The organism is Rhodococcus sp. IEGM 1341 (assembly GCF_030056895.1).
Lineage (GTDB): Bacteria > Actinomycetota > Actinomycetes > Mycobacteriales > Mycobacteriaceae > Rhodococcoides.
The window spans coordinates 653018-679467 of sequence record NZ_JASHKV010000001.1; the positions used below are offsets into that span (position 1 = coordinate 653018).

General features: G+C 64.6%; 28 protein-coding genes. 5 read left to right on the forward strand and 23 right to left on the reverse strand.

Features of this window, described 5'->3' with window-relative positions; all coding sequences use genetic code 11:
- Positions 1-20: 20 nt before the first annotated feature.
- The 5 genes from QM615_RS02835 to dxr form a co-directional block, all read right to left on the reverse strand.
- On the reverse strand, positions 21-1835 hold the full coding sequence (locus QM615_RS02835; protein WP_188078638.1) for a penicillin-binding transpeptidase domain-containing protein: 1815 nt from the start codon (positions 1833-1835) through the stop codon (positions 21-23).
- 82 nt (positions 1836-1917) lie between these two features.
- On the reverse strand, positions 1918-2754 hold the full coding sequence (locus QM615_RS02840; protein WP_149405990.1) for a GNAT family N-acetyltransferase: 837 nt from the start codon (positions 2752-2754) through the stop codon (positions 1918-1920).
- A 121-nt stretch (positions 2755-2875) separates the two neighbouring features.
- Positions 2876-4015 carry a flavodoxin-dependent (E)-4-hydroxy-3-methylbut-2-enyl-diphosphate synthase gene (gene ispG / locus QM615_RS02845; RefSeq protein ID WP_149406064.1) on the reverse strand — a complete coding sequence of 380 codons (1140 nt, stop codon included), beginning with the start codon at positions 4013-4015 and terminating at the stop codon, positions 2876-2878.
- Between the two features lie 61 nt (positions 4016-4076).
- Positions 4077-5288 carry a M50 family metallopeptidase gene (locus tag QM615_RS02850; protein WP_068050266.1) on the reverse strand — a complete coding sequence of 404 codons (1212 nt, stop codon included), beginning with the start codon at positions 5286-5288 and terminating at the stop codon, positions 4077-4079.
- 6 nt (positions 5289-5294) lie between these two features.
- Entirely contained in the window at positions 5295-6557 is a 1263-nt protein-coding gene (dxr, locus tag QM615_RS02855; RefSeq protein ID WP_316629661.1) for a 1-deoxy-D-xylulose-5-phosphate reductoisomerase, read from the reverse strand.
- Here dxr and QM615_RS02860 point away from each other — a divergent pair.
- Complete coding sequence (locus tag QM615_RS02860) at positions 6556-7077, forward strand: DUF1990 domain-containing protein (protein WP_149405991.1); 522 nt, start codon at positions 6556-6558, stop codon at positions 7075-7077. The two genes, dxr and QM615_RS02860, sit on opposite strands and share 2 nt — an antisense overlap.
- 1 nt (position 7078) lies before the next feature.
- Here QM615_RS02860 and puuE read toward each other — a convergent pair whose 3' ends face one another.
- Positions 7079-7978, reverse strand: a complete 900-nt coding sequence (puuE, locus tag QM615_RS02865) for an allantoinase PuuE (protein ID WP_188078652.1) — start codon at positions 7976-7978, stop codon at positions 7079-7081.
- 217 nt (positions 7979-8195) lie between these two features.
- Between puuE and QM615_RS02870 the strand changes: the two genes are divergently transcribed.
- Positions 8196-8465 carry a DUF2631 domain-containing protein gene (locus QM615_RS02870; RefSeq protein ID WP_149405992.1) on the forward strand — a complete coding sequence of 90 codons (270 nt, stop codon included), beginning with the start codon at positions 8196-8198 and terminating at the stop codon, positions 8463-8465.
- Positions 8466-8473: 8 nt separating this feature from the next.
- Here the strand turns inward: QM615_RS02870 and rlmN are convergent, their stop codons facing one another.
- Entirely contained in the window at positions 8474-9625 is a 1152-nt protein-coding gene (gene rlmN / locus QM615_RS02875; protein ID WP_149405993.1) for a dual-specificity RNA methyltransferase RlmN, read from the reverse strand.
- A gap of 159 nt (positions 9626-9784) precedes the next feature.
- On the opposite strand from rlmN, the gene QM615_RS02880 reads away from it, so the two are divergent.
- Both QM615_RS02880 and QM615_RS02885 read left to right on the forward strand, forming a co-directional pair.
- Entirely contained in the window at positions 9785-10204 is a 420-nt protein-coding gene (locus QM615_RS02880; RefSeq protein WP_149405994.1) for a LapA family protein, read from the forward strand.
- A gap of 102 nt (positions 10205-10306) precedes the next feature.
- Positions 10307-11149, forward strand: a complete 843-nt coding sequence (locus tag QM615_RS02885; RefSeq protein ID WP_149406067.1) for an HpcH/HpaI aldolase/citrate lyase family protein — start codon at positions 10307-10309, stop codon at positions 11147-11149.
- Between the two features lie 46 nt (positions 11150-11195).
- Here QM615_RS02885 and QM615_RS02890 read toward each other — a convergent pair whose 3' ends face one another.
- The 6 genes from QM615_RS02890 to rpsB all read right to left on the reverse strand — a co-directional run bounded on the left by QM615_RS02890 (position 11196) and on the right by rpsB (position 16274).
- Positions 11196-11894, reverse strand: a complete 699-nt coding sequence (locus tag QM615_RS02890) for a class I SAM-dependent methyltransferase (RefSeq protein ID WP_262498358.1) — start codon at positions 11892-11894, stop codon at positions 11196-11198.
- Between the two features lie 38 nt (positions 11895-11932).
- Entirely contained in the window at positions 11933-12832 is a 900-nt protein-coding gene (locus QM615_RS02895; protein ID WP_149405996.1) for a phosphatidate cytidylyltransferase, read from the reverse strand.
- 51 nt (positions 12833-12883) lie between these two features.
- A complete protein-coding gene (gene frr, locus QM615_RS02900) occupies positions 12884-13441 on the reverse strand; it encodes a ribosome recycling factor (protein ID WP_037189636.1) in 558 nt (185 codons plus the stop codon).
- A 55-nt stretch (positions 13442-13496) separates the two neighbouring features.
- On the reverse strand, positions 13497-14225 hold the full coding sequence (gene pyrH, locus QM615_RS02905; RefSeq protein ID WP_149405997.1) for a UMP kinase: 729 nt from the start codon (positions 14223-14225) through the stop codon (positions 13497-13499).
- Between the two features lie 176 nt (positions 14226-14401).
- Positions 14402-15226: a translation elongation factor Ts gene (tsf, locus tag QM615_RS02910; protein WP_037189637.1), complete on the reverse strand. Its 825-nt coding sequence runs from the start codon at positions 15224-15226 to the stop codon at positions 14402-14404.
- Positions 15227-15386: 160 nt separating this feature from the next.
- Positions 15387-16274: a 30S ribosomal protein S2 gene (gene rpsB / locus QM615_RS02915; protein ID WP_068050290.1), complete on the reverse strand. Its 888-nt coding sequence runs from the start codon at positions 16272-16274 to the stop codon at positions 15387-15389.
- A 346-nt stretch (positions 16275-16620) separates the two neighbouring features.
- Here rpsB and QM615_RS02920 point away from each other — a divergent pair, with 346 nt between their 5' ends.
- Positions 16621-17118 (forward strand): M23 family metallopeptidase, encoded by a 498-nt coding sequence (locus tag QM615_RS02920; RefSeq protein WP_149405998.1) that lies wholly within the window; start codon positions 16621-16623, stop codon positions 17116-17118.
- A gap of 13 nt (positions 17119-17131) precedes the next feature.
- On the opposite strand, the gene QM615_RS02925 is transcribed toward QM615_RS02920, so the two are convergent.
- From QM615_RS02925 to lepB, 10 genes are all read right to left on the reverse strand, one after another.
- A complete protein-coding gene (locus QM615_RS02925; RefSeq protein WP_316629671.1) occupies positions 17132-18310 on the reverse strand; it encodes a MinD/ParA family ATP-binding protein in 1179 nt (392 codons plus the stop codon).
- Between the two features lie 208 nt (positions 18311-18518).
- Positions 18519-19445 (reverse strand): tyrosine recombinase XerC, encoded by a 927-nt coding sequence (locus QM615_RS02930; RefSeq protein ID WP_269593621.1) that lies wholly within the window; start codon positions 19443-19445, stop codon positions 18519-18521.
- 69 nt (positions 19446-19514) lie between these two features.
- Entirely contained in the window at positions 19515-20297 is a 783-nt protein-coding gene (locus tag QM615_RS02935; protein ID WP_094669808.1) for a siderophore-interacting protein, read from the reverse strand.
- Positions 20298-20392: 95 nt separating this feature from the next.
- Positions 20393-21514: a DNA-processing protein DprA gene (gene dprA, locus QM615_RS02940; protein WP_149405569.1), complete on the reverse strand. Its 1122-nt coding sequence runs from the start codon at positions 21512-21514 to the stop codon at positions 20393-20395.
- The gene (locus tag QM615_RS02945; protein WP_149405568.1) at positions 21511-23016 is read right to left on the reverse strand and encodes a YifB family Mg chelatase-like AAA ATPase; all 1506 of its coding nucleotides are present in this window, start codon (positions 23014-23016) and stop codon (positions 21511-21513) included. Before QM615_RS02945 ends, dprA begins: the two co-directional genes overlap by 4 nt.
- Complete coding sequence (locus tag QM615_RS02950) at positions 23016-23372, reverse strand: YraN family protein (RefSeq protein ID WP_149405567.1); 357 nt, start codon at positions 23370-23372, stop codon at positions 23016-23018. The genes QM615_RS02945 and QM615_RS02950 overlap by 1 nt, the downstream gene beginning before the upstream one ends.
- 358 nt (positions 23373-23730) lie before the next feature.
- Positions 23731-24075 carry a histone-like nucleoid-structuring protein Lsr2 gene (locus QM615_RS02955; RefSeq protein ID WP_068049609.1) on the reverse strand — a complete coding sequence of 115 codons (345 nt, stop codon included), beginning with the start codon at positions 24073-24075 and terminating at the stop codon, positions 23731-23733.
- Positions 24076-24485: 410 nt separating this feature from the next.
- Complete coding sequence (locus tag QM615_RS02960) at positions 24486-24791, reverse strand: DUF2469 domain-containing protein (RefSeq protein ID WP_008717288.1); 306 nt, start codon at positions 24789-24791, stop codon at positions 24486-24488.
- A gap of 37 nt (positions 24792-24828) precedes the next feature.
- The gene (locus tag QM615_RS02965; protein WP_269593619.1) at positions 24829-25590 is read right to left on the reverse strand and encodes a ribonuclease HII; all 762 of its coding nucleotides are present in this window, start codon (positions 25588-25590) and stop codon (positions 24829-24831) included.
- Positions 25587-26363, reverse strand: a complete 777-nt coding sequence (gene lepB / locus QM615_RS02970; protein ID WP_068049600.1) for a signal peptidase I — start codon at positions 26361-26363, stop codon at positions 25587-25589. The genes QM615_RS02965 and lepB overlap by 4 nt, the downstream gene beginning before the upstream one ends.
- Positions 26364-26450 lie beyond the last annotated feature (87 nt).

A 26450-nucleotide genomic window follows, 5' to 3' on the forward strand; every position in this document is an offset into this window, starting at 1 on the left:
CCGGGCACACCGCCGAGCGGTCAGTACCCGGGCGGCAGTTGCTCGAACATCTCTCGGGTCACCGCGACCGCATTGTCCGAGCTGCCGCCCCGCACCACGAGGGTGGCGAAGGCGATGTCTCCGCGGTAGCCGACGAACCACGAGTGCGAGCCGCCGTCGACCTCTGCTTCGCCGGTCTTGCCGTACACCTCGCCCTGGTCTGCGATGCGCTCGGCCGTACCGCTGGTCACCACCGAACGCATCATCCCGCGCAGCCCGTCGACCATCGCAGGCTCGATCTGTGGATGCTCTCCCGTGATCACGGTGTCGCGTCCGACCAGGAGGTTCGGCACCGGCGTCGAGCCATGGGCCACCGTCGCGGCGGCCAGGGCCATACCGAACGTCGACACGACCACTCGGCCCTGACCGAAGCCGTCCTCGGTGCGCTGGACGAGCTCCTCGGCCGGGGGCACCGAACCGGAATCGGTCGGCAGCCCGACGACGTCGTAGTCCGGCCCGACGCCGAACTGAGATGCCGCCACGGTCAATGCATCCGGTGCCATCTCGCTGGCCAGCTTGGCGAACGAGGTGTTGCACGAGCGGGTGAACGCAGTACTCATCGTCACGTCACCCAATGCGAACTCGTTGTAGTTGGGCACACTGCGCTCACCGATCACGATTCGACCCGGACACGGGACGGTGCTGCCCGGAGACGCGAGTCCGCTCGAGATGGCGGCACCGGCGGTGATGATCTTGAAGGTCGATCCAGGTGGGTAGAGGCCGGCCGACGCGACCGGTCCGTCCCGATCGGCAGCCGGGTTCTGTGCCACCGCCAGAATCGCGCCGGTCGACGGCTGGATGACCACCGTCATCGCCTGCTCGGTGCGTGCGTTCACCGCACGCTGCGCCGCGACCTGAATGTTGCGATCGAGACTGATGGAGAACGACGGAGAGGGCTCCGGAGGAGTGTCGGTGAGGACATCGATGTCGACGCCGTTGCGGTTCGTGGTGACCACACTCCAGCCCGCCTTGCCGTCGACCTCGTCGATGACGGCCTTCTTGACCTGGCCGACCAGGTCCGGCGCGAACGTGGGGTCGGTGGACACCAGATCCGATTCGTCGGATGCGGTCACTCCCGGGATCTCGGTCAGCGCGGCCGAGATGGGCTGGTAGTCACTGTCTCGAAGCAACGCCACCGGATAGTCGCCGTCGACAGAGGTGGCGGATTCGACGATGGACTGCGCGGTGATGGACGCATCGAACGGCGTCAGCAACGTCGACAGCGCCGTCGCCGAGGCCACCACATTGTTCGCATCGGCCGCGTCGAATTTGATTCGGTGCACCACCCCGGGCACCAACACATCGGTCCCGGAGCGCTCGTTGACTCGTGCGCGCGGAGCCGCCGTGGATCGCAAGGACATCGTCTGAGTGTCACCGAGCTTGGGATGGATGTCCGACGCCGTCCAGCGCACCACCCACTCGCCCTCGCTGCGACCCATGTTCAGCTGACCGTCGTACGTCCACACCCGATCCTTCGGCAGCTGCCACGTGTATTTGTAGCCGACTGTGGCGGTGTCGCCGTCGACCTGCACCGACGTCGTCTCCGCTTCCAGAGCCTCGGCCTGAAGATTGGTCCACGCCTCGGTCAGTGCCGTGGCCGCCGCGTCGGGCTTGTCGGTGTCCGCGGCCGCGGCGGCGATGTCGTTGGACTCGAACGCGGCGAGAAATGCCTGGGCAGCCGGCTCCGGGCCGTCGGGCTTGGGGGTACATCCGGCGAGGGCGGCAGCAACGACGGCTGCGACCACCGATACCGCGCCGATCCGATACCGCACTTCGGTTGCACCACGTGATCTCATTGCGCCCCATAGTAATAGGGCGCTGCCTCCGGCTGCGGCAACGAATCGCGGTTCGGCACAACCCGTTCGAGCGACGGCCGATCTAGTCGAGGAGCACGGTCGTGAAGGTCGCCACCTGGGTCAGACCGATCTTCGCGTACGCCCGTCTGGCGACGTAGTTGAAACTGTTGACGTAGAGGCTTGCGGTGCGGCCCTGGCGGACCACCGAGTTCACCACCGCTGCGGTACCGGACGCACCGAGACCGTGCCCGCGCCGATCGGGGTGAACCCATACCCCCTGGATCTGCCCCACCGTCGCCGACTGCGACCCGATCTCGGCCTTGAACACCACCCGACCGTCCTCGAATCGAGCCCACGCACGCTGCGCGGCAATCAGACTCGAGATCCGTCGCCGGTATCCGCGGCCGCCGTCGTTCTGCCTTGGGTCGACTCCGACTTCCTCGATGAACATGGCCACGGCCGCAGTCAGATACACGTCCAGTTCCTCTGGGCGAACGAGACGTACGTGTGGATCGGGGCTGACGGACGATCGAACCGACGTGGCCAGCAGTGGCTGCTCACCGCGAACCTCACGAGCCGGGCCCCAGTCGGTTTCGAGCATCTCCCACAGCGGCAGTGTCAGTTCGGCTCGACCGACCAGCGAGGAACACAGCCGTGGACCGCGACATGCGCGGTCGGCGAACGACCGCAGATCGTCACTCGATCCGAGCAGAGGGACAAGGTTGGCTCCGTAGAAACACAACGATTCGTCCGGTCCGCCCCGGCTCCACATCTCACCGTGAAACGACCTCGGATCCAGTCCGGATTCCTGCACCCTGGCGGCGACCATGCAGGTGGCAACCGGGTCGGCATCGAGCACCCGTAAGACATGCGCCACGTCTCGATTACCGAGAGGCTTCGCACCGAGGAGCTTGAGCACCTGCCGACCTCCTGACCCACCTACCGCATACACACCGACCGAGCGTGTAGCGAATCATTCCAGAGAACCTGTTCCCTCGGTGGCAGAGCGGCAAACCGGACACCGACCGGATCGATCATCCTCAGCTGACCGTGACCACCGGAGCGCCGCCGTCTGCGGTCTCATCCTTCTCGAATTCCTCGGCGATGCGCATTGCTTCCTCGATCAAGGTCTCCACGATCTGAGCCTCGGGCACGGTCTTGATGACCTTGCCCTTGACGAAGATCTGGCCCTTGCCGTTGCCCGATGCCACGCCGAGGTCGGCGTCGCGCGCCTCGCCCGGACCGTTGACCACGCATCCCATGACGGCAACGCGCAGCGGAATTTCCATGCCCTCCAGGCCTGCGGTGACCTCGTCGGCGAGGGTGTACACGTCGACCTGCGCGCGTCCGCACGACGGGCAGGAGACGATTTCGAGCTTGCGGGGACGCAGGTTGAGCGACTGCAGAATCTGGTTACCGACCTTGATCTCCTCGGCCGGCGGAGCCGACAGGGACACGCGGATGGTGTCGCCGATTCCACGGGACAGCAGTGCGCCGAAGGCCACCGAGGATTTGATGGTGCCCTGGAAAGCGGGGCCGGCCTCGGTGACGCCGAGGTGCAGCGGGTAGTCGCACTGCGCGGCCAGCTGCTCGTACGCGGCGATCATGATGACGGGGTCGTTGTGCTTGACGGAGATCTTGATGTCACCGAATCCGTGTTCCTCGAACAGGCCCGCCTCCCACAGCGCGGACTCAACGAGGGCCTCCGGTGTCGCCTTGCCGTACTTCTTCATCAGGCGAGGATCGAGCGAACCGGCATTGACGCCGATGCGGATCGGAATGTTCGCGTCACCGGCGGCCTTGGCGACTTCCTTGACCCGGCCGTCGAATTCCTTGATGTTCCCCGGGTTGACGCGCACAGCGGCGCATCCTGCATCGATCGCGGCGAAGATGTACTTGGGCTGGAAGTGGATGTCGGCGATCACCGGAATCTGACTCTTCTTGGCGATGATCGACAGCGCATCCGCATCGTCCTGTGTGGGGCATGCCACACGCACGATGTCGCAGCCCGACGCCGTCAGTTCGGCGATCTGCTGCAGAGTGGCGTTGATGTCGTGGGTCTTGGTGGTTGTCATCGACTGCACCGAGATGGGGCTGTCGCTGCCCACTCCCACCGACCCGACCTGGAGCTGCCTGGTCTTTCGACGCGGCGCGAGTACCGGTACCGGCGGTGCCGGCATTCCCAATCCGACTGACACGGACACAGTGGCCTTCTTTCCTAGCTACGACTGACGAGTCTACTTAGAACAATTGAATCGGGTTGACGATGTCCGCCGTGAGTGTCAACAAGGAGAACCCGATGAAAACGACGATGACCACGTAAGTGACCGGCATCAGCTTCATGTAGTCCACCGGCGCGCCGTCCGGTAGGCCACGGCGGTTGCGGAAGATGTTGCGAATGCGCTCGTAGATGGTCACGGCGATATGGCCACCGTCGAGCGGCAACAGCGGCACGAGGTTGAATGCCCCGAGGAAGAAATTCAACGACGCGAGCAACCCGATGAACGTCGCCCAGTTCTCCGTCTCCGCTGCCTGACCACCGATGACACTGGCACCGACGACGCTCATCGGGGTGTCGAGGCCACGCTCACCGCCGAAGATCGACTCCCACAGCGCCTGCACCTTGGTCGGCAGTTGCACGAGTGCCTTGCCGGTCTGTACGAAGATGTCGCCGGTGAAAGCGAACGTCTCCGGTACCGCCTCGATCGGGTTGTACGTGATGTTCGGTGGCGGACCCCCGGTGACACCCACCGCCCCGACCGTCGTCGATTCCCTCGCTCCGGTGTCGGGATCGACGACGTATCGCTGAACCTGTGTGACCGGGACGGTGATGGTCTGCGAAGCACCGTTGCGATCCACTGTCAGCTCGACCGAGCCGGTGGAGGCCTGAATGGCCAGAACCGCATCGGACCAGACCTCAGTGGGGGTGCCGTCCACCGCTGTGATGATGTCGCCCTCACGCAGCCCTGCCGCTGCGGCCGGACCGTCACCCGAGCAATCGGCGATCTCACCGTCCGGTGTCTGCGTCGTTCCGACGCAGCCGACACCCTGGACAGTCGTGGTCGGAGTGACCCGATCGGGCGTGCCCCACCCGAGAACGAGCGCATAGATCAGCACGATTCCCAGTACGAAGTTCATCGCGATGCCGCCGACCATGACAACGATCCGCTTCCACGTCTTCTGGCGATACATCGCGCGCTCGACCTCGTCGGGTGCAAGCTCGTCGATCGCCGTCATTCCGGCGATGTCGCAGAATCCGCCGGCCGGAATTGCCTTGAGGCCGTACTCGGTCTCGCCGCGTCGGAAGGAGAAGATCTTGGGGCCGAACCCGATGTAGTAACGGCGAACTTTCATGCCGAGCGCTTTCGCGGTCCACATGTGTCCTGCCTCGTGCAGCGCGATCGACACACCGATGCCGACGGCGAACAGCACCACACCCAGAGCGAACAGCATGTGTTTCTACAAGCCCTTCTGTTTCAGGAGCTCACGCGCATGTTCGCGAGCCCAGGAATCCGCCGCGAGGACGTCGTCCACGTCGGTCGGCACCGTCGACCATTGTCCACTGCCGTCATCGACCACAGCGCGCACCGTCTGCACTATCTGCGGGAACTCGATACGCCCGGCGAGGAACGCCTCGGCCGCGATCTCGTTGGACGCGTTGTACACCGCCGTCGTGCACCCGCCCATGATTCCGGCCTCGCGGGCCAGCTGCACGGCGGGGAACACTCGATCGTCGAGTGGCTCGAAGTCCCAGGAGAACGCTGCAGTGAAATCGAGTGCACGCGCGACATCGGGAACTCGATCGGGCCACCCGAGCGCCAACCCGATCGGAAGCTTCATGTCCGGTGGGCTTGCCTGGGCAATGGTGGATCCGTCCACGAACGTCACCATCGAATGGACGATGGATTGCCGATGCACGGTGACGTCGATCTTCTCGTAGGGCACCCCGAACAGCAGATGCGCTTCGATCAACTCGAGGCCCTTGTTGACCAAGGTTGCCGAGTTCAACGTGTTCATCGGACCCATCGACCAAGTCGGATGAGCCGCGGCCTGGGCAGGCGTAACCGACTTCAGTTCCGCTTCGCTCCACCCACGGAACGGGCCGCCCGATGCGGTCAGGATCAGTCGATCCACCTCGCTTCGGTGGCCACTGCGCAGGCACTGCGCCAGCGCCGAGTGCTCCGAGTCCACCGGAACTATCTGTCCCGGTGCGGCGGCAGCGAGCACCAGTTCCCCGCCGGCCACCAGAGATTCCTTGTTCGCCAACGCCAGCCGGGCTCCGGTCTTCAACGCCGCCAACGTCGGCTCGAGACCGAGCGAGCCCACCAGCGCGTTGAGCACCACGTCCGCTTGCGTGGACTCGACGAGCTCGGTGACCGCGCGCGGCCCGCTCAGAACCCCGGGAAAGTCGAGCTCGGCGGCAGCGGCGGGGTCGGCCACGGCCACGCGTCGAGCACCGGTCTCGGCGATCTGACGGCGAAGTAGGTCGATGTTTCCACCGCCCGCAGCAAGACCGACGACGACGAAACGGTCGGGGTCGGTGGCGATGACGTCGAGCGCTTGGGTTCCGATCGAGCCGGTGCTCCCCAGCAGCAACACTCGAATCGGCTCGGGACGATCCGAGGAGGTCGTTCGCTCACGATGGTCTGGCACCGGTCCATTGTTGCCTACCGAGGCTGAGAAACCCCTATGTGCTGCCGTAGCTGGCACGCTGGAGGGCATGGACGTCTCGAAGTATCGCGCGGCATCGTTCAACTACGTCGACGTAGGAGCAACGAGCGGCAGGCTCCCGTCCGGCTACCACCACGTCGAGAAGTCGCGGGTCATCGGATCCGGACTCGAGGACTTCGTGGCCGCAGCCGACACGCTGATGCGCTGGGACATGCACCGCGGCACCGGACTGAAGGTCCATTCCGACGCCGACAACGCCGTCCCCGACGCAGTGGTCGTTCTCACGCTCGGGCCCGTTCGCATCCCCTGCCGTGTCGTCTACGTCATCGACGAAGCCAACCGACAGGGCTTCGCCTACGGCACCCTCGACGGTCATCCCGAGTCCGGCGAGGAACTGTTCTACGTCGACTACTCCCCCGAGGACGGGACGGTGTCCGCGCACATCACCGCGTTCTCGAACCCCGGCCGCTGGTTCACCAGGCTCGGCGGTCCGGTGGGCAAGCGGGTCCAGGCCCTGTTCACCGACCGCTATCTGACGGCGTTGGCGTCGGCGTGCCGGTCGCCGCGCTGAGTCAGGAGGAGGGTGGGTGCACCGCGCGCCAGTGCTCGGCGATGTCGATTCGCTTGGCCACCCACACCTTGTCGTGAGACTGAACGTGATCGAGAAAACGCTCGAGGGCGGCGATACGAGCCGGTCTGCCCACAAGCCTGCAGTGCAGTCCGACCGAGAGCATCTTGGGCCTGCCGTTCTCCCCCTCGGCGTACAGCACGTCGAACGCGTCCCGTAGATGCGCGTAGAACTCGTCCCCGGTCGAGAACCCTCCCGGCGACGCGAAACGCATGTCGTTGGTGTCGAGGGTGTACGGCACCACCAGGTGATCGACGACCTCGGAGCCACGAGAGACCTTCTCCCAGTAGGGAAGATCGTCGGCGTAGGAATCCGAGTCGTACACGAATCCGCCGTGCTCGACGACGAGCGACCGGGTGTTCGGAGAGTCACGCCCGGTGTACCACCCGAGCGGGGCCGAGCCGGTGAGGCCCTGAAGGATGGCCACGGCCTCGGCCATGTGCTCGCGCTCGACGTTCTCGTCGATCTGCTGATAGGACAGCCACCGCAGACCGTGGCAGGCGATCTCGTGGCCCAATTCCGCCAGTGCGGCAACCACTTCCGGGTTTCGTTCCATGGCCTTCGCGACAGCGAACACCGTCAGGGGTAGGCCGCGCTTCTCGAACGCCCGCAGCACCCGCCACACGCCTGCCCTGGAGCCGTACTCGTACAGCGACTCCATGCTCATGTGCCGATTCGGAAAGGCTTGTGCCCCGATCATTTCCGAGAGGAACGTCTCGGATTTGGTGTCACCGTCGAGGACGTTGTTCTCCGCACCCTCCTCGTAGTTGAGGACGAACTGGACGGCGATGTTGGCCTGGCCCGGCCACTGGGCGTGCGGCGGCGTGCGGCCGTACCCCACCATGTCTCGGGGGTAGCTCAGAGGAAACTGGGTCAGTGGATGCGGAAGGCGCTCGGACGTCACCGCCGCAGTCTCTCACCGAAGTCGGCAGTCGCGCCGGATGAGCACACAACCCTGATGGCTACGACGGGCGGTCGTATGCCAATATTGTCCGAACGCGGCAGGCTCGACGCCTCGTGAAGGACGACTTCGAGAATTCATCACCCGAGAGGACCGACCGGTGGCAAATACCGAACTGGAATCCGCTTCGTACGACCCGGTCGTCGATACCCGCAACGAGGTGCCGGACGTGCCGTCCGCCGAGTGGGGGTGGAGTGGTGAATCGAATCGCGCGATGCGGGTGGCCGCCATCGTCGTCGCCGTGTTCCTGCTGTTCATGATGATCGGCAACCACACCGGCAAGGTCGAGGATCTGTGGCTGGTCGGATTTGCCGCGATGTTGGTCGGGCTCGTGGTGCGAGACGTCATCGTCCGCCGCAAGCCCCGCTAGCAACCGAGTCAGTTCTCGGCTGCCAGCTGACCGCACGCGGCGGCGATCTCCTGACCGCGAGTGTCTCGGACGGTGCACGAGACGCCCTGCGCAATGACCCGTCGGACGAACTCTCGCTCCACCGGCTTCGGGCTGGCGTCCCATTCGCTACCCGGAGTCGGATTGAGTGGGATCAGGTTCACGTGAACTCGTGAGCCGAGTGCCTTGTGCAGCTTCTTGCCCAGCATGTCTGCTCGCCACGGCTGGTCGTTGACGTCTCGGATCATCGCGTACTCGATCGAGACACGACGACCGGTCTGGTCTGCGTAGTACCTTGCCGCCGACAACACCTCTGCCACCGACCAACGGTTGTTCACAGGAACCAGCGTGTCGCGGAGTTCGTCGTCGGGCGTGTGCAGCGACACCGCCAACGTCACCGACAGTCCCTCGTCGGCCAGCTTGCGGATTGCCGGTGCCAGACCGACCGTCGACACCGTCACCGAGCGCTGCGAGAGACCGAGTCCGTCCGGTGCGGGCGAGACGATCTTGCGCACCGCGGAGACGACTCTCTTGTAGTTCGCCAGGGGCTCGCCCATCCCCATGAAGACCACGTTCGACAGTCGACCTTCGCCCCCGTGGACCACGCCGTCGCGCAGGTCGGCTGCAGCCGAACGGACCTGGTCGACGATCTCGGCCGTCGACAGGTTCCTCGTCAGACCTGCTTGGCCGGTCGCGCAGAAGGGGCAGGCCATTCCGCAGCCGGCCTGACTGGAGATGCACAGAGTGGCCCGATCCGGGTACCGCATCAGAACGCTCTCGAGCAAGGTCCCGTCGTTGGCCTTCCACAGCGTCTTGCGAGTGTCACCGTCATCACATACCAGGTGCTTGATCGGCGTCAGCAGCGTGGGAAAGAGATCGGCACCGACCTTTTCGCGGGCCTCGGCCGGCAGATCGGTCATCTTGGTGGTGTCGGCCTCGAGACGCCCGTAGTAGTGCCGGGCCAGCTGATCGGCGCGAAACGCAGGTAGACCGAGCGCCTTCACCGCATCCCGCAGACCCTCTTTGTCCAGGTCGGCGAGGTGGCGCGACGGCATACCGCGACGCGGCGCAGTGAAGACCAAGGGGAGATTGGGCCTCTTCTGCTCGGTCGACGTGTTCGTTGCCTCGACGGAGTCGCTCATACTCCACCCCACATCTTTCGGTGACACTGCATTCCACCATTGTCCACCCCATCGCCTCGCAGTCCTATTCGCGACTGTTTCCGTCCGTTATCCGATGGGTATCGAGGTCGTGGCCGGATGCACGTGCATTCGGCCTTCACGTGCGGAAGGATCATCGACATGGCCACCAGAGCTGACGACAATCACGAGACATCGCTGGACAAATCGGGCGCAGGGCACCCCGGCGAGCACAGCGCCTCGGGCGACCTCGCTCCGATCACGACTCCGGATTCGGACGGCCATTCCGCTCCCGATCCCGAGTTCGTTCCCGAGCGACAGGCTGCCGCTCCGACCGATATCGCCCACACTCGCACCGCCGCTCTGTGGACCGGCCTGGTGGTCGGAGCTGTGGTCCTGGTGATCCTGCTGGTGTTCATCGTGCAGAATCTCGACTCCGTCACGGTCCAGATCTTCGCGTGGCAGCTCGATCTGCCCCTCGGCATCAGCATGTTGCTGGCCGCGATCGCCGGCGCGCTGGTGATGGCAATGGTGGGCGGCGCTCGAATCCTTCAGGTGCGACGTTCGGCCAAGAAGAAGTAGCGCCACTCGTGAACACTATGTACAGAAGCTGGCGCTGACTCACTGAATCGATCAGGCTTGGGGTGCCCCACTTCACTCGAGGAGCATGACGTGACAACTTTCATGGAGACACCTGTGGCATCCGGCGTTGCCCCGGACCGAGCCCGGTCCTGGCTGCTGGTGCCGGCCACCAAGCCCGAGACCTTCGGCAACGCCGTCGCGTCGGGAGTCGATGCCGTCATCCTCGACATCGAGGACGCAGTCGCTCCGGCCAAGAAGCCGGCTGCGCGCGAGGCCGTCGTGCAGTGGCTCGGCGAAGGAAACTCTGCGTGGGTGCGCATCAACGATGCAACGACCCCGTATTGGGCCGATGACCTCGCCGCGTTGTCCGGTCTGCCCGGACTGGTCGGCGTCATGCTCGCGAAGACCGAGAGTGGCGGTCAGGTCGAGGCCACAGCTGCTCGCCTGGCACCAGGCACTCCGATCCTGGCACTGGTCGAGTCCGCGATGGGCCTCGAAGCCGCGACGGAGATCGCCCGTGCGGAGTCGACCTTCCGTCTCGCTTTCGGCAGTGGCGACTTCCGCCGCGACACGGGGATGAGCGACGACCCGCTGGCTATGGCGTACCCCCGTTCGCGCCTCGTCGTCTCCTCACGCGCAGCGCGCATTCCGGGACCGATCGACGGACCGACGCTGACCGCCAACGACAGCATCCTCGGACGCGACGCAGCTCTGACCCTGTCGATGGGCATGACGGGCAAGTTGTGCATGCACTCGGAGCAGGCTGCCATCGTCAACCGCGAGCTCGCCCCGTCACCGACGGATGTGTCGTGGGCCCGTGACGTCATCGATGCCCTCGGTGCCGACGGAGCACACGTCAAGGACGGAAGCGACCTGCCTCGCCTGGCGAAGGCGCTCAAGATCAACGAGCTGGCCGAGATCTTCGGGATTTCCGCCGCCTCCTGAAACCACCTGCGGTCGAGGTGCGTTCGGCGAAAGGCCCATCGGCTCGCTAACGCAGCTCGATTCCGGTCGGTTTGTACCGGACGTGGACTCGATACCGCACGTCGAACGAGACACCGTCCACCGACTTCACGGCCTCACGTGCGACGCGCGGGCCGAACTCGATTCCCAGCACATCGCGCAGCATGCGTCGATTCGGAAACGACCATCTCGTGTCCACGCGGGTGAGTGCGAAACCCTGTGCCTCGAAGAACGCCTCGACTGTTGCCGGGTCGTAATGCGGTAGATCGGCCCGCATCCAATCCCCGTACGGCGACGCGGTCGCGTCCAGATCCACGACAACCAACGCCCCTCCCGGCCCGAGCACGCGCATGGCGTCGACGATTCCCGGCCCGCAGCCCGGTCCGAAGAAGTACGCGGTGCGCGCATGGACGACGTCCACGGTGCCGTCGTCGATCGGGAGGGAATCCGCCTGCGCGGTCTTCACCTCGACATTCGGTAGGTTCGCGACTCGCAGTCTCGCCGCAGCAGCGAGTGGTTCGTGCGGCTCGACGCCTATCACCCGGTCCGCGTCGGCCGCGAACACCGGAAGATGAAAGCCGCTTCCGCAACCGACGTCGACGACCGTCTTGGCCGTCCAGTCCGCCACCGAACGGATCGCGTCGAACAGAGCACCGTCGACGTCCTGAGCACGGTTCTCCGCCTCGTACAGGTGTGGCCAGTTCCAGATGTTCGGGCTGGGAATCACCCCGGTGACTTCGCTGCGCACGCCCGAGAGCAGTCTGCTCAGAGGAGAACGGTGAAGACGAGCCATGCCACGAAAGCCGAGGGCAACAGCGAATCGAGCCTGTCCATGATGCCGCCGTGGCCGGGCAGCAGGGTGCCCATGTCCTTGATGCGGAGGTCACGCTTGACCTGCGACTCGATCAGATCACCCAACGTGCCGGTCACCACCAGAACCACGCCGAGAAGGATGCCGATCATCGAGTTGGCCTCGAGGATGAGCGTCACCGTCAGCAGACATCCGATGATGCAGAAGATGAGCGAACCGGCGAGCCCCTCCCAGGACTTCTTCGGGCTGATGGCTGGTGCCATCGGGTGCTTTCCGAACAACACACCCGCGATGTAGCCGCCGATGTCCGAGCACACGACGCCGATGACGAACACCAGGATGCGACCTGCGCCGTTTTCCTGCAGCACCATCAGGACGGTGAACGAGGCCAGCAGCGGCAACCAACATGCCACGAGGACGGTGACGGAGAGTTCTTCGAGGTAGTTCTTCGGAGCGGTGCCGAATCCCTGCCGCAGCAGCAGCCACACCATGCACACCAGGACGGTGCCCACCGCCGCGCTGAGCACACCGACTGCCCCGAACGGCCAGCCGAGCCAGATCATCGCCTGACCGCCGAGGATCAGGGGGATGCGAGGCACGAGGACCCCACCCTCGCGCAGGCGCTTGGACACCTCGTAGGTAGCGACGGCCAACGCGACGGCCACCACGCCGATCCACACCAGCGGCACGAAGACCAGGACGAGAATCAGGCCGATTCCCAACGACCCGCCGACTCCGATCGCGGCAGGAAGATTACGACCTGCCTTGCCCGTCGACTTCGCTGCGGCGACCCCGGACGAGGCAGCGGGCGTACCGCTGCCCTCCTGCCGATCCGGTCCCACCACTGTCGTCATCTCCTCGAAATTCGTCGTCGTCCGTCGTGAAAAGCCGCTGTCGAGGTCGGGTCAGACCTCCATCAGCTCGCCCTCTTTACGCTTGACGAGTTCGTCCACGGAGGCGGTGTACTTGGCAGTGGTCTTGTCCAGATCGTTCTCGGCGCGGACGACCTCGTCCTCGCCTGCTTCGCCGTCCTTCTGAATGCGCTTGAGCTCTTCCATCGTCTTCCGGCGAACGTTGCGAATCGATACCTTCGCGTCCTCGCCCTTGCCCTTGGCCTGCTTGACGAATTCGCGGCGACGTTCCTCGGTGAGCTGCGGAACTCCGATTCGAATGAGGTTGCCGTCATTGGTGGGATTGACACCGAGATCGGAGTTGCGAATGGCGGTTTCGATCGGTCCGAGCTGATTGGACTCGTACGGCTTGATGACCACGAGGCGCGCTTCGGGGACGCTGATGCTTGCCAGCTGAGTGATCGGTGTCAGAGCACCGTAGTACTCGATGACGATGCGGGAGAACATCCCGGGGTTGGCACGTCCGGTGCGAATCGAGGACAGATCGTCACGTGCAACCGATACGGCCTTTTCCATCTTCTCTTCGGCATCGAAGAGAGCTTCGTCAATCACGATCTGTCCTCCATCGTCTTCGTCTTCGATTCGCTCACGTCACTGTCGGCAACGATCACGACGTGACCAGCGTGCCGATCTTCTCACCGGAAACGGCGCGAGCAATATTTCCCTGAACCAGCAAATTGAACACCAGCATCGGCATCTGATTGTCCATACACAGGCTGAAGGCCGTCGCATCGGCAACCTTGAGTCCCTGTTCGATGGCCTCGCGGTGCGTGATGGTGTCGAACATCGTCGCATCGGGGTCCAGTCGCGGATCGGCCGAATACACGCCGTCGACCGCCTTGGCCATCAACAACACCTCGGCACCGATTTCCAGCGCGCGCTGCGCAGCCGTGGTGTCGGTCGAGAAATACGGCATACCCATGCCGGCTCCGAAGATCACCACGCGCCCCTTCTCCAGATGACGTCGTGCGCGGAGCGGGAGGTACGGCTCTGCGACCTGACCCATCGTGATCGCGGTCTGCACCCTGGTGGCAACGCCTTGCTTTTCCAGAAAGTCCTGCAGCGCCAGACAATTCATGACGGTTCCGAGCATGCCCATGTAGTCCGAACGGGACCTGTCCATGCCGCGCTGCTGAAGTTCGGCACCACGGAAGAAATTGCCACCGCCGATCACCACTGCGACCTGAACCCCGGTGGCCACCACCTCGGCGATCTGTTCGGCAACATTGTTCACGACATCCGGATCGAGACCGACCTGGCCGCCTCCGAACATCTCCCCACCCAGTTTGAGCATCACGCGTCGGAACCCGGGACGGTCAGGGGCCGGATCGGTCATAGCTCTCCTCGGTACTCGTCGAACACTACGGTTTCCTCTTGGATCATCCTGCCCTATCGAGGCCCGGGTGGTGGACAGGGCTCCGGCCTGCACACCCACCTGCCCCGCGCACGAGCGATGCCGCCCACTCGATGGAATCGAATGAACGGCATCGCTCGACCGAACCGGTGCGCAGACTAGCTGGCACCGACCTCGAACCGTGAGAAACGGGTGATGGTGACGCCGGCCTCGTCGAGAATGGCCTTGACGGTCTTGTTGCCGTCCTGCACCGACTTCTGTTCGGTGAGAACGACGTCCTTGAAGAATCCGTTGACGCGACCTTCGACGATCTTCGGCAGTGCCTGTTCCGGCTTGCCTTCTTCGCGAGCGGTTTCCTCGGCGATGCGACGCTCGGCGGCCACCAGGTCCTCGGGGACCTCGTCGCGCGTGACGTACTTGGCCTTGAGGGCGGCGATCTGCATCGCAGCTGCGCGCGCGGCATCGCCTGCGGCGTCGCCGTCACCGGTGTACTCGACGAGCACGCCCACGGCAGGCGGCAAGTCCGCGCTGCGCTTGTGCAGGTACGTCGCGGTGTTGCCGTCGTAGGACACGACGCGACGAAGCTCGAGCTTCTCGCCGATCTTGGCCGACAGCTCGTTCAGGGCCGTTTCGACAGTCTTGCCGTTGAGGTCGAGCGCCTTGAGAGCATCGACGTCTGCAGGCTTGCCTGCCGCAGCCGTCGCCGCAACGGATGCGGCGAACGTCTGGAACTCGTCGTTCTTGGCCACGAAGTCGGTTTCGGAGTTGATCTCGACGAGCACTCCACCCTCGGCGACGACGAGGCCTTCGGCGGTGTTGCGCTCGGCGCGCTTGCCGACGTCCTTGGCACCCTTGATACGCAGGTACTCGACGGCCTTGTCGTAGTCGCCGTCGTTCTCGGCGAGCGCGTTCTTGCAGTCCATCATTCCGGAGCCGGTGAGCTCACGGAGCCGCTTGACGTCGGCGGCAGTGTAGTTCGCCATCGTGGGCGAGCCTCCTCAAATGTCTGGGTACGTGCGTTGACGAAAAATGCTGTTCTCAGGGCGTGATCGACGGGCTCACTGCGGAGCCGTGCCGACCTCGACCCTGACATACCGAAGCGGCCCCGGCCCACCCCTGAGGGTGAACCGGGACCGAATTCGATCAAGCCTGAGCGGCCGGTGCTTCTTCTGCTGCCGGTGCTTCTGCTGCCGGGGCATCGGCTGCGGGAGCGTCCGCTGCCGGGGCGTCCGCTGCGGGAGCCTCTGCTGCCGGTGAAGCCTGAGCGAGCTGCTCGAGCTCCCACTCGGCGAGGGGCTCGCCTGCGCCGACCTCGGGCTTGGCGTCGGATGCAGTGTTCTGACCTGCTCGCGCCTGCACGCCCTCGGCGACTGCGGATGCGACGACCTTGGTCAGCAGCGCAGCGGAACGGATCGCGTCGTCGTTACCCGGGATCGGGTAATCGACCACGTCGGGATCGCAGTTGGTGTCGAGGATCGCGATGACCGGGATGTTCAGCTTGCGAGCCTCGGCAACCGCGAGGTGCTCTTTGTTGGTGTCGACGATCCAGATGGCCGACGGAACCTTGGACATGTCCCGGATGCCACCGAGGGTGCGGTCGAGCTTGGTCATCTCACGCGTGAGCATGAGGATTTCCTTCTTGGTGCGTCCCTCGAAGCCACCGGTCTGCTCCATGGCCTCGAGCTCCTTGAGGCGGAGCAGACGCTTGTGCACCGTCTGGAAGTTGGTGAGCATGCCACCGAGCCAGCGCTGGTTCACGTAGGGCATGCCCACGCGGGTTGCCTCAGCGGCGATGGACTCCTGCGCCTGCTTCTTGGTGCCGACGAACAGAACCGTGCCGTTGTGGGCGACGGTCTCCTTGACGAACTCGTAGGCCTTGTCGATGAAGGTCAGAGTCTGCTGCAAGTCGATGATGTAGATGCCGTTGCGGTCGGTGAAGATGAATCGCTTCATCTTCGGGTTCCAGCGACGGGTCTGGTGTCCGAAGTGTGTGCCGCTGTCGAGCAGCTGCTTCATTGTTACTACAGCCATGGCTGAATAACTCTCTTTCGATGGTGCGGTTGACGCAGAGTGTCGGTGACCTCTGCCCTGGCGCCCGCTGAAGTTGCCGGACCCGACATCACGAAGATCTCAGGACCGCCGACAACCGGTTCTCGTATCGGTGATTCTGCTCGAGGCAGACGATGCGATGACGCGGACGCGCGAAGTCGACCCGTGCACGCACAGGCCGCAAGTGACGAGTGTAGACCTGCCACGGCCCCCGTCATAACCAGGCCCGACTGTCAAGGGATTCCGATGCCTGTGGACAAAGAAACTTCTTGTCCACAAATCGCGTCCTGGTTCGTTCGATTGCTCATATCCACGACATGGTCGACGGGTGAACATCTCTCTCACGCTCCGCGCACTCGCGGTGTGCCTCGTCACCGCGGTAACACTCTCGACGCCGGTCGCCTCGGCGCAACCAGGCGCATTCGCCTGGCCGCTGCAGCCGAGGCCGCAGGTCGTCACCCCGTTCGACCGTCCCGAGCAGAACTGGCTGCCCGGCCACCGTGGTGTCGACCTCGCCGCCCACGAGGGCCAGTCGGTTCTCGCCGTCGCCGACGGAATCGTGGTGTACGCCGGGTCGGTCGCGGGAAAGCCCGTCGTATCGGTCGATCATCCGAGCGGACTGAGATCGACGTACGAACCGGTGTCGGCGGCGGTTGCCGCCGGCACGCGGGTTCGGCGAGGGACCGTGTTGGGTTCGGTGACATCGGGGCACGAGGGCTGCTCGTCGACGTGCCTTCACTGGGGCATCAGACGGGGCCGCGACTACCTCGATCCCACGGCGACGGTGCGCGCAAGCCCGATCAGGTTGAAACCCCTCGACGGATGACGGCAGATGATCCTCAGCGCTGGGGGCCGGAGTGCCTGCCGGACGCCGCAGGAAAGTCGTCGGCCACCATCGCGGCGAGTTCGACGAACGCGCTTCGAGTCTGGGGACGCAACAGGTCGAGGTCGACCACTGCACCCTCGGCCAGGTGCTCGTCGAACGGAATCACCAGCACGGCGCGGCAGCGCTCGAGAAAATGCTGTTGCAGCAGGTTCATGTCCACCGCCGACGAACCCGGGCGAACCGAACTGATCACCACGACGGTCCGCTCCACCAGGTGTCCGTAGCCGTGCAGTTCCAACCAGTCCAACGTTGCCGCAGCACTGCGCGCACCGTCGACTGCAGGCGAGCTGACCAGAACCAGTGCGTTCGCCAGTTGCAGCACCCCGTTCATCGCCGAGTGCATGATCCCGGTACCGCAGTCGGTCAGGATCAGGTTGTAGTACACCTGCAACATGTCGATGACGGCGCGGTAGTCCTCCTCGCCGAACATCTCCGACGCTGCGGGATCGCGCTCGCCTGCCAACACTTCGAGTCGACTCGGTGCCTGCGAGGTGTGCTCGCGGATGTCGGAGTAACGACGAATGTGTGGTGCCGCGGCGAGCAGATCACGCACGGTCGACGACGTCTGCCGCGGAACTCGCTCACCCAGGGTGCCGAAGTCGGGGTTCGCGTCCACGGCGATGACGCAATCTCCGCGCAGCGACGCGAAAGTCGAACCGAGACCCAGCGTGGTCGTCGTCTTGCCGACGCCACCCTTGAGCGACAGAAACGCGATCCGGTAGTCGCCGAGCACCGGCTGCCGAATACGTTCGACCTGGTTTCGGTACCGCTCTTCCGCCGTCGATTCGCCGGGGTTGATGACTCCGCCGGTGAGTCGGTGCACTCCTCGCCGCCAGCCGGAGTTCGACGCTCGCTTGGGACGCTTGAGCAACGAATCCGCGCCCAGATCCTGACTGTTGGGTCGGTAGGCGTTGGGCGCCCCCGACCACGGTTGCGGCGACCACCGATCCGGCTGCGTTCGCGAATCCTCGGTGTGTGGCGGTACCGGCAGGTACCGGTCCGGCTGCGCTGCCGGCGGCCCTGGCTCGAGCGGCACCGGCGGGTTGTACCTCGGCGGCAACGGCTGTCGGTCGCCCGAGTCGGGCGTCTGCCAGGGTGGAGGTTGCCGAGGCGTCGAACGGGGAGTGGACATCGAGCCCGACGATACGGGCCCACTGCCGTTGTCGCGTGCGCTGTCCGATCGACCAGGGGGATTCCGATGGTCGGCGGCAGAGCCGTCACGGACATGCATGGACCACGTCTCCGAAGTACCTTGCGGTCGGTCGCGGTCCACGGTCCCCCGTATTCGGTGTCGTCAGTCGTCCACGACGCTACCAAACGTTGCGCCGCCGACGCTCGGCTCATGCCCGGGGATGAGCCTGATCGTGCACGGCACGCAGCCGTTCCACCGAGACGTGTGTGTAGATCTGGGTGGTCGCCAGAGAGGCGTGGCCGAGCAGCTCCTGCACCACCCTCAGATCGGCTCCACCTTCGAGCAAGTGAGTTGCCGCTGTGTGGCGCAGGCCGTGCGGACCGAGGCTGGGACCACCGGGGACGGTGTCGAGTACCTCGTGCACCGCCGTTCTGGCCTGCCGTTGATCGAGCCGTCCACCTCGACGCCCCAGCAGCAATGCGGCACCGGATCGATCCGAGGCCAGTTCGGGTCTGCCGCTGACCAGCCAGTTCTCGACCGCATGCGCTGCCGGCGCACCGTACGGTGCCGAGCGTTCCTTGTTGCCCTTGCCGAGCACACGGATCAAGCGACGCTCGGTGTCCACGTCGTCGATGTCGAGTCCGCACAACTCCCCCACGCGCACCCCGGTCGCGTACAGCAACTCGACGATGAGCCTGTCCCGCAGCGCGATGGGGTCGAGCTCGGCGGCACCCGATTCGGCCGCGGCCAACGCGTGCTCTGCCTGGCTGTGGCGAAGAACACCGGGCAGCGTACGGTGGCCGGCCGGACCGGCCAGGCGTTCCGCCGGTGCCACCGCCACCGCTCCCACCCGTTCGAGCCACTTCCCGAACGTCCTCGCCGACGAGGTTCGTCTCGCCATCGATGTTCTGGCCGATCCGGCGGCCGAGTGCGTCGCCAACCACGAGCGCACCGCGCGGAGGTCGAGGTCGGCGATGGTCGCATCCGGCGAGGACTCAGCGAAGTGCGCGAGCAGTGAACGAGCATCGGAGACGTAGGCCCGGATGGTGTGCTCGGAACGCTCTCGACCGAGTCGAAGATGTTCGGCGAACTCCTCGACGTGAATGCCGAGGTGAGGCGGCAGCGAATCGGTCATCAGCTCAGCTTGGGCTTTGGCAGGCCGCGCGACAACCGGACACGCCGTTCGGGGTGGGTCGTCGCGGGATCAGGCGTCGACACCGGATTCGGCCTGCGCGAGTTCGCGCTTCCACACTCGGAACGTCTCCTCGGTTCGGCCGCGACGCCAGTAGCCCGAGATCGAGGCCCACTCGGCACCGACCCCTCGCTCCTTACGGATGTAGGGCCGAATGTTGTGCATGACGGCCTGGGCTTCTCCGTGCACGAAGACCTGAGCCTGCCCCGGCAGCCATTCCGTTTCCTTCACCGCTGCAATCAACGGTGCGTTGTCTCCGGCTCGGTCGTCTCCCACCTCGTTCGAGGACGCACCCCGGTGAATCCAGGTCACGTCGACGACGGCGAGCGTCTCCATGTAGATCTCGTCGTGCCTGTCGGCAACTTCGATGAAGACCTTGGCGACGGCATCCTCCGGGAGCGCCTCGACGGCAGCCGAAATCGCCGGAATCGCCGATTCGTCGCCGGCGAAGAGGTGCCAGTCCGCGTCGGGTCGTGGGGCGTACCCACCCGACGGGCCGAAGAACGACATCTCGTCCCCCGGCTTCGCCCGGGTGGCCCACGGCCCGGCGACTCCCTCGTCTCCGTGCACCACGAAGTCGATGGCGATCTCCCGAGCGCGAGTATCGACCGAGCGAACGGTGTACGTGCGCATGATCGGTTCGTCATCGGTCCCGAAGAACAACTTGACGTAGGCGTCGGTCTCGTCGATCGCATCGAAATCGTCGAAGCCGGCCCCACCCAGGTAGACCCTGTGCATGTGCGGGGTGAGCGCTTCGGTGCGCAGGACGGACAGGGTGGTTTTCTTGCGTGGCACTTCTGACCCCTCTTCGAGTGAACGACGCCGACAGCCGATGCGTCGACTAAGCATTACCTAACACCCTACCGTTCGGCTCTCGAATCGTGGTGCGCTCACCCACGCACGACGCGGAACCATCCGGTCTCGTCGCTGGCGACGAATCCGTCCATCTCCAGTACCGGCAGGGATGCACGCACCTTGTTCAGCGGAACACCGGAGTGCTCGGACAGCTCTCTACTCGACACCGAACCGGTGGCAGGCAACGCGTCGTAGATCAACAGGGCAGTGTCCGACAGCGCATCGGTCTCCCGAAAGAGGTCGGGTCGAGGCTCCTCCGGGGACCCGAGTGCACCCGCCTCGGCGACGACATCGTGAGAGCTCGACACCAGCACGGCCTCGCCGTCCCGGATCATGCGGTGACAGCCCGTGGACGTCGGCGAGGTGACCGGCCCAGGGACCGCGAGCACGGGCCTACCCAATTTCGCTGCCCACGCCGCTGTGTTGCGAGCGCCGCTGCGCCACCCGGCCTCGACGACCACCACAGCGGATCCGAGTGCCGCGACGAGCCTGTTGCGAGCGAGGAAACGATGCTTTGCCGGTGTCGTACCCGGCGCGTATTCACTGAGAACCAAGCCACTGGCAGCGATCTGCCGCAGTAACCGCGAATGGCCCGCTGGATATGCGCGATCGACGCCACAGGCGAGTACCGCCATCGTCGTACCCTCGACTCCGAGAGCCGCCCGGTGCGCCGCGGCGTCGATACCGAAAGCGGCTCCCGAAATGACTGTCCAACCGTCGAGCGCCAGATCGGCGGATATCTCCGCTGTCACATGATCACCGTAGGGACTCGATGCGCGTGTCCCGACGATGGACACCGAACGCTCGGTGATCGTTGCGACCGGCCGAGTTCCCAGCGCCCACAACGCAATCGGTGGACAGGTATCCACCCCTGCGGTCATACCCGGTCCGTCGAATCCGAGGAAGCGCCACGCCGGCCACTCGTCGTCGTCCGGCGTGATCAACCGACCGCCGAGCGCAGCGATGTGATCGAGATCTGCTGCTGCGGTATCGATGTGGGCGCGGACCGCGAGCCGCTCCCCCAACCTACCCGCCCGCACGGCTTCTGCCGTCGCTTCGGGACCGTGAGCGGCAGCATGATCGACCACCGGTCGATACGGACCCTGCGCCACGCGAGAGAGATACGCCCAGGCGAGACGGCGGGCGTCGTGCGTCATGCCACTCCCCTCTCACGGAAATCCAACGCCGCTCCGACCTCGTCGGCACCGGGGACCGAACCACCGGCCAGATCGTTCAGCGTCCACGCCACCCGAATGGCTCGGTCTGCGCCGCGCGCGGTCAGCGATCCGTTGCGCAACGCGCGCTCGACCGGAGCGAGCGTCGAGCGCGCCAATCGAAATCGTTGGCGCAGTGCGGGTCCGGGAACCTCCGCATTGGTCCTCCAGCCGAACTCTCGCCACCGCTGCGCGGCGGCGTCCCTGGCCCCGGTCACACGTGCGCGAATTTCGCTCGTACCCTCCCCCACCTCGTCGACCAGTGCACCTGTCGCGACACCCATCATCTGAATGCGCAGATCGACGCGGTCCAGCAACGGCCCGGACAGCTTGCCGAGATATTTGCGTCGCGCTGTGGGCGGGCAGACACAGTCGACCTGCCGCGCAGGCGCACACGGACACGGATTGGCGGCGAGAACCAACTGAAATCTGGCCGGATACCTGGCCACACCGTCACGACGGGCAATGCGAATCTCCCCGTCCTCCAACGGAGTACGCAATGCCTCGAGTACCCGAACACTCATCTCGGCGCACTCGTCCAGAAACAGGACTCCGCGATGTGCGCGGCTGACCGCTCCCGGTTTGGCCATTCCGGTTCCGCCCCCGACCAAGGCACTCACCGAGGTCGAATGATGCGGCGCGATGAACGGCGGTGACGTGATGAGCGGCCGCGCGGTGGTCAACAGACCCGCCACCGAGTGGATGGCTGTCACTTCGAGCGCTTCGGATTCGGTCAGCGGCGGCAGAATTCCCGGAAGGCGTTGCGCCAGCATCGTTTTTCCGATGCCCGGTGGCCCGGTCAACATGATGTGATGTGCGCCTGCGGCGGCGACCTCCAGAGCCCATCGCGCATCCGCCTGTCCGGCGACATCACTGAGGTCCGGATAGATCTCCTCGTGCCATTCGGTCGGGACGGGTGATTCGAGGGCCTGCTCACCGCGAAGCCAGGCCACCACGTCCCCGAGCGAACCCGCACCCAGCACCTCGATCCCGTCCACCAGACCCGCCTCGGGCAAACACTGCAGCGGAACGACCACTCGCTGCCAGCCCGCACTCTTGACCGCGAGCACCCCGGGCAGGACCCCACGGACTGCGCGCAGCCTCCCATCGAGTGCCAATTCACCCAGAAACACGGTGTCGGACAGGCATCCGCGCGGAATCGCCTTCGCGGCATCGAGAACCGACAAAGCGAGTGCAAGGTCGTACACAGATCCGCCCTTCGGCAACGTCGCGGGCGACAGAGCGAGAATCACCCGACTGTCCGGCCAGGTACCGCCCGAGTTCTTCACCGCGGCTTTGACCCGGTCACGCGATTCGTTCAGCGCAGTATCGGGAAGACCGACAAGATGCGTACCGGGTAGGCCCTGCCCGATATCGGCTTCGATTTCCACCAGCACACCGTCGACCCCGTTGACCGCAACCGAATGCGCTCTCCCGAGTGGCATCAGAACGCGGCCCGAACGTGCGTGATGACCGGTTCCTCGTTGCGACCGACCACGATCGCGATCACGTCGAATCTGATCTGCACCCACGGTCCCTGCTGCAGCGAAAGCCATCGCAGCGCCAGCCCTCTGATTCGAGTCTGTTTCGTGTACGTCACCGCTTCGGCGGGTGTTCCGTATCCGATTCCCGATCGAGTCTTCACTTCGACGAACACCACCGTCTCGCCCTCGCGCGCAATGATGTCGAGTTCTCCGGAACGATGCCGCCAGTTCCGCTCGATCACCTCGAGACCGATGTCCTCGAGATGGCGCACCGCGAGTTCCTCACCGCGCGCACCGAGTTCCTGATTGGTTGCCATGTCCGCCATTCCTCCACTCTCCGACCGTGCATGCGGCCGATTCGGTCGTCTCGACGGTGACACGACCCGAAGGAGGAGAAGCGAAGAAAGTGCAGGTGGGAAATTGCCCTGTGGACAACTGCTCGACTGTGGACGAACGGTCCGATTGTCGGCGGCGATCAGTCCACTGTGTCGGACCGCCGTGCTACGGCTCGTAGCGTGTCCGAGCCGCCGGGTGAAAGCGGACTCGATACGCAAAAAGCTCCGTCCTGATTCAGAGAATCGGACGGAGCTGATGCGGCGTGTCGATACCGGCATCGAAAGTGCCGATACGCAAAACGTGCTGCCGAGACACCCAGCCTCGGTTCGCGAAGGACGGTCAGTGAGCAGCCTCGTAGGCCGCCTGCACATCCTGACTTATACGGCCGCGGGCACTTACCTCGTGGCCGTTCTCGCGGGCCCATGCTCGAATGTCCTGCAGATCCACCTTGCCGCGGGCCGGTGCAGATGCAGCGCCGCCCTTACGGGTGCGGCGTCCGGAAATCTTCTCGGCGTGCTCGATCCAGAATGCCAACTGTTCGTGCAATTCGTTGGCATGTTTGAGGTTCAAATCGATGCGGTACTGGTTTCCACCGATGCCGAATTCGATGGATTCACCTTGGCCGTCTTTGATGACCGATCCGTCTACATCGTCGATCATCTGCACAAGCGTCTTGCGTGCCATCTCGTACCTCTTACACGTCTGGGGGATGTGATATTCAAGTTCTACCACCCATTCTCGTATCCACGCAAAGAACTGCAGGCGTTTCGTGACGTGTCGAATCGACGAATATCGGTGCAGAAATTGTTCAGCATTTCGAGCGACTAATCGACCAATTCGAATAGCTTTGTTGCGCAATCGATTTCACACGGGAACCCGATCTCAACCGCCGTGCACCATTGGACGGGGAACAACTTTCCGTGACACCGAACACGGAAACAGGACATGCGGACCGATTTGGCCGGGCGTCCAATTTTTCGGGTGGCAAAACGATCGGTACAGCACGACCGCACCGCATCGGGTGGTTCGCAGCACGGTGCTCCGACATCCGACGCTCAGGGCGACTCCGTCACGCTCCAGCGTCGGACGAGGAGCTATTCCGGCAGACGCAGATCTGGTTTGTCCAACTCTTCGATGTTGACGTCCTTGAAGGTGATCACCCGGACATGCTTGACGAAACGGGCGGGGCGATACATGTCCCACACCCACGAGTCGGACATTCGCAATTCGAAGTAGATTTCACCGTCGGCGTTGTGCGGAATGAGTTCGACGGAGTTCGCCAGATAGAACCGCCGCTCGGTTTCGACGACGTAGTTGAACTGACCCACGATGTCCCGATACTCGCGATACAGCGAGAGCTCCATCTCGGTTTCGTACTTTTCGAGATCTTCGGCACTCATCGGTCTCTTTCATCCTCCAGTCGGGCGTGAACAGCAATCATCGCGTACCGGCGTCGCGGCAGTCCATTCGCCCCAGGGCGTCGACGGCGTCCGGAGAAAGCCCCGCGGCGGCCGCTGCGACATTCGCATAGGACATTCGATGCTCGCGGCTGGGCCCGAGAGCGGTCATGGCGGCCGAGTGAGCACGGGTGCTGTACCCCTTGTGCACGGCGAATCCGTAGCCGGGAATCGTGTCGTCCAACTGCACCATCAATCGGTCCCGGGAGACCTTCGCGAGCACGCTCGCCGCGGCGATGCACGCTGCGGTGGCGTCACCGCCGATCACCGGTAGCGACGGAACCGGAAGTCCGGGCACTCGAAAGCCGTCGGTGAGTACGTAGCCCGGGGTCATGCCGAGCCCGGCAACCGCGCGTCGCATTCCTTCGATGTTCGCCACGTGGACCCCGATGCGGTCGACCTCGGCCGCATCGATCGACACCACGCTCCATGCCAGTGCCAGCCTCTGGATCTTGGGAAAGAGCTCTTCGCGTCGTCGCTCGGTCAACTTCTTCGAGTCGTCCAGATCCGCCAGGGCGGCATGTGCGCGCGCCCCGAGAACACACGCTGCGACCGTCAACGGACCGGCGCAGGCTCCTCTTCCCGCTTCGTCGACTCCTGCGACCGGACCCAGTCCGCCCCGCTCCAACGCAGACTCCATCGTCCGCAATCCGGCCGCCCGTCGGATGATCGGACGCGGCGGCCACGACGACCGAGTCAGAGTTGCGCGCGCACGCGGCGCACGTCGCGGGGTTGCCGTCATCGACCCTGGATGTCGGGAGAATCCAGGATGCCGGTTCGTGACGGCGGCAGCGCGATGAACACGGCCTTCCCGATCACGTTGTCGAGGGGAACGGTTCCGGTGAACTCGTCGGTGACGTGATACCGGGAATCTCGCGAGTTGCTCCGGTTGTCACCCATGACCCAGACGTTGCCCTCCGGCACGGTGACGGGGTCGAAGCATCGTCCGGACTTCAGTTCGGTGTCGCACGTCATCGTTCCCGGGGTGAACGGGAAATCCATCTGGATGTACGGCTCGTCCAACGGCTGTCCGTCGACGAGCACTCGCCCCTGGTCGTCACAACATTCGACGGTCTGACCGCCGGTGGCGATGACGCGCTTGACCAGATCGTTCTCGTCGGGCGCGACGACTCCGATCAACGAGCCGACTTCCTGTGCGCCACGAATCACCGAGTTGTCGGACCGCTGTGACACGAATTCGTCGTTCCACGAATCCGGGCCACGGAAGACGACGATGTCGCCGGGCTTCGGGTCGCCGAACCGGTATCCGATCTTCTCCACCACGATGCGGTCACCGGTGCAACCGGTGCAGCCGTGCAAGGTCGGCTCCATCGATTCGGACGGGATCAGATACACCCGTGCGACGAATGTCTGGAGCAGAAAACTCAGTACCAGCGCTACCAGAATCAGAATGGGGAGCTCACGCCAGAACGATCGGGGCTTGCGTTCCCGACGCTTCTTCCGTGAAGACTCGTCGTCGGGCTCGTCGGTTGGATCCTGTGGGGACTGCGTCACGTGATCAGGTTAGCCGGAACCGTCGCCCGCACGGCCGGACGGTCTGCGCATGGGCGGTTCGCGGCTCTCGATCCGCCCGTCGACAGG